Annotated in this window: 4 protein-coding genes and 1 pseudogene; 4 read left to right on the forward strand and 1 reads right to left on the reverse strand. The window is 32.2% G+C overall.

Going from position 1 to position 3,086, the window contains the following annotated elements:
- The first annotated feature begins 138 nt into the window (after positions 1 to 138).
- The 4 genes from VB713_RS28165 to VB713_RS28180 all read left to right on the forward strand — a co-directional run bounded on the left by VB713_RS28165 (position 139) and on the right by VB713_RS28180 (position 2,797).
- Positions 139 to 1,017 (forward strand): hypothetical protein, encoded by an 879-nt coding sequence (locus tag VB713_RS28165; protein WP_323314782.1) that lies wholly within the window; start codon positions 139 to 141, stop codon positions 1,015 to 1,017.
- A 3-nt stretch (positions 1,018 to 1,020) separates the two neighbouring features.
- Entirely contained in the window at positions 1,021 to 1,566 is a 546-nt protein-coding gene (locus VB713_RS28170) for a hypothetical protein (RefSeq protein WP_323314783.1), read from the forward strand.
- Positions 1,553 to 2,089 carry a hypothetical protein gene (locus tag VB713_RS28175; protein WP_323314784.1) on the forward strand — a complete coding sequence of 179 codons (537 nt, stop codon included), beginning with the start codon at positions 1,553 to 1,555 and terminating at the stop codon, positions 2,087 to 2,089. Before VB713_RS28170 ends, VB713_RS28175 begins: the two co-directional genes overlap by 14 nt.
- A gap of 147 nt (positions 2,090 to 2,236) precedes the next feature.
- The gene (locus VB713_RS28180) at positions 2,237 to 2,797 is read left to right on the forward strand and encodes a hypothetical protein (RefSeq protein ID WP_323314785.1); all 561 of its coding nucleotides are present in this window, start codon (positions 2,237 to 2,239) and stop codon (positions 2,795 to 2,797) included.
- 27 nt (positions 2,798 to 2,824) lie between these two features.
- On the opposite strand, the pseudogene VB713_RS28185 reads toward VB713_RS28180, so the two are convergent.
- A pseudogene (locus VB713_RS28185) lies at positions 2,825 to 3,086 on the reverse strand (ATP-binding protein); the annotation flags it as partial.

Genomic DNA, 3,086 nt, shown 5'->3' on the forward strand with positions numbered 1-3,086 from the left:
TATCTTTTCTCAGTAGTTGTAACTTATATCTCTGTTTTTAGTCTAAACTCCAGTTTTATTGGTTCTTGATAGCTGTAGGAAAGCTTCCGAACTGTATTAATCTCAGCATTTAATTAATCAATATCATGAGGATAAAAAATGAAAATAAAACTAATTTACTTATCATTGCTTACCATTTTATTCTTAGCTTCTGCTTGTACTCAAGTACCCAAAAGTGACACAAATCAAATCATCTTAGCTACAACAAACCAAGAAGCAAAAGTCTCTAACTTTCTAAAGAATGATACTGCTAAAAATCCTTTGAGAATAGTTATCTTGATTGACAAAAGTAGTAGTATGTCTGGTGCTAGGGTAGAATCAGTAACCCTAAAAGACATTGAACCTATTTTTCAAACCCTGAAATCTCATGGTGGAGAAATAGCTATCGGACAGATTTGTGAAGATAGTAATAAACCTCTTAAACGCTTACAAATACCTGATATTAAAGCGTTAAAATCAATAGATTTGAATAATACACCAAAACCTCAAAGAGATAACACAGGTGGTTCTTTTGATAAAGTGGAAAAAGAGAAAAAATATCAGAAAAAGTTAGAACAATACCAGAAAGAAATTGATGGAAATGTCAAGACTTTGGAACAGCATCAACAAGATTTAGCCAAACGGTTAAAAGATGCAGAAGCAGAAATTACAAAATTCCAAGCTGATATACAACCCCTATTAAATGAACGAACTAACTGTGGTGCAACAGATGTTTGGGGAGGTATCAAACGTTCAGAAGTATTTCTGCAAGAAGATTCTCAAATTTGGCATAATTCACCTCGAAAATTTGCGGTTTTAATTAGTGATGGTTTCCATAATACCGGAGTTAAACCTATTACCGTTAAAGGTGATAGTCAATATATTTTAGTCAATGGTTTATCAGAAAAAGTACCCGAATTAAATGAGTTAAAAGTTAAATATTTTGGCTCACCATCTGCTACTTTTAAAGATATTTATGCACAGAATCAACAGGAGTAAATTATGGATGATAATAATCAATTTAGTGAAGAGTTTCAACAAGAAATGGAAGCTGAAACAGCTTATAATGAAAATATTGATGATCAAAAACAAGAGGATCAAAAATATATATGTCAGCTAGAAAAACAAGATCAAAAATTATCGCAACTGGAACAAACTAAGCAATTATATCAGAAAATTGTCACCTTAACTCAAGAGGGAATTGAGGCAAATATACAACAGAAAAGAACGAGCATTAAACATAAAGACTTGCTTGATGATTACCAAGAATTTTCTCAAATAAAGTTGAGAATGACAGTCAGATACACCGTTATAATTTTAGTTTTTCCGGCGATTTATTTGCTCAATTTAGTATTGATTTATCGTCCAACAGAGTATCTTGCTAAGGTTGCCTTTGCTCCAGGTTCTTGGCCAAGTAAAATGGTGATTCTATTTTTACCACTAGCTCTACAAATTTTTGAAATAGCTATTGGTAGTCACTTAAAAATTTCTCGACACAAGGAAGGGATAAAAAATGTTAAAAAATTTCACAATCATGAAAAAAATTAGAAATAACTTTTTCCAGTTTCCTAAAAAACCTATTAAGAAAAATGATTCTACTCGGATATGGAATTGCTTGGCAACTGTTACAGTTCTTATTACACCTTCAATGGTGTTAGCTACATTTTTTGCTGAACACAGCATCGAAAATAATCCAGCATATTTTCATGATTATCTGCTTTTAGTTGCTCTTGTAACTTTAGCCTTGATCACAGATGCAGTGATAATTTTTGGATCTGAAAATGCTTTAGAAGCTATCACTTTTTGGTACTTCAAATTTCACCAAATAAAATATAATAACGAGATTAAACTTCTGGAAAAAAAGATTAACTATTCTCGTAATCAGGTAGAAATATTAGTTCCAGAATATCTATATATGTGTCAATCATTTATAGATAAATATCCAGAAAATACATCTTGGATACCTACTTTCCCCACAAGAATTTACTATGCTTTAGTTTATTGGTTGGGTGAAGAAATATTTAAAAACCATCCATTGTATACCCGAATGAATAAGAGGTTAGGCAATTAATAATAACGTTGCCAATAATGTTCGCAATACATTATTCGTGAGGGTTTAGCAATGCTAAACCCCTACGAAATAAGTAGCACATTTTTTTGACATTGATAGAATGTCGGGTAATTAAATAATCCAATAGTTAATTAATAGGTGAATGAAATGAAAATACTCGAACAAATAGCAGTATATTTAAGGGAAAGAAAGTGGCAATACATTCTAGATGAAGAGCATCAATGTATCATGACAGGAGTAGCTTCAGAAAATTTGCAAAAACTGATAATTATAATTAAATTATCGGAAGATGGAGAATATTTTGAAATTACTATTCCTGAATTATTTACAGGATTAAAAACTTATCCTCATCAAAATATGGTTTTTAAAACTATGTTAGCGATCGCTTCAGAAACCAAAATGTTACGATGGGAATATAAAACTACAACTGATGCAGTCAATGCTAAAATTGAATTTCCCTTAGAAGATGCACAATTAACTCAAAAACAGTTTGAAAGATGTTTAGATAGCCTCGTACAGTTGGTAGATGAAATTGCTATACCAAGATTATTACAGGTCATGGAAACAGGAGAAGATCCAGGTGATATTAAATTAGGTGAAAGATTATTATTGACTCTTTCAGAAATATTACCAGAAGGTAGTTTAAATCTGTTAGAACAAGCATTGAAAGCCAGAAAGTTGAGAGGGAAAATAGTAGGGGAAAACTAATATATGCAAAGGTTTTTAGGCAAACACTCACGCCCGAATCACAGTAATCCGACGTTGATTTTCCGTCACCACAACCTCAGTTGATAAACGTTCCTCCATAGGTAAAGCATTTTTCCGCCTATCAAACACAAATAACCAACCAAAATCTAATCCCAAACGCCCTAAATAGGATTCTAATTGTTCAATACCATCAGTTTGAGGATCACGCTTTTTCTCCCGCCATACCTTTAACTCAATACCTAAGGTGACATCTTGGTAACGCAGACATAAATCCATTCTGTCACTACCA

It is taken from the genome of Anabaena cylindrica UHCC 0172, from assembly GCF_034931625.1.
Taxonomy (GTDB): Bacteria; Cyanobacteriota; Cyanobacteriia; order Cyanobacteriales; family Nostocaceae; genus Anabaena; species Anabaena cylindrica_A.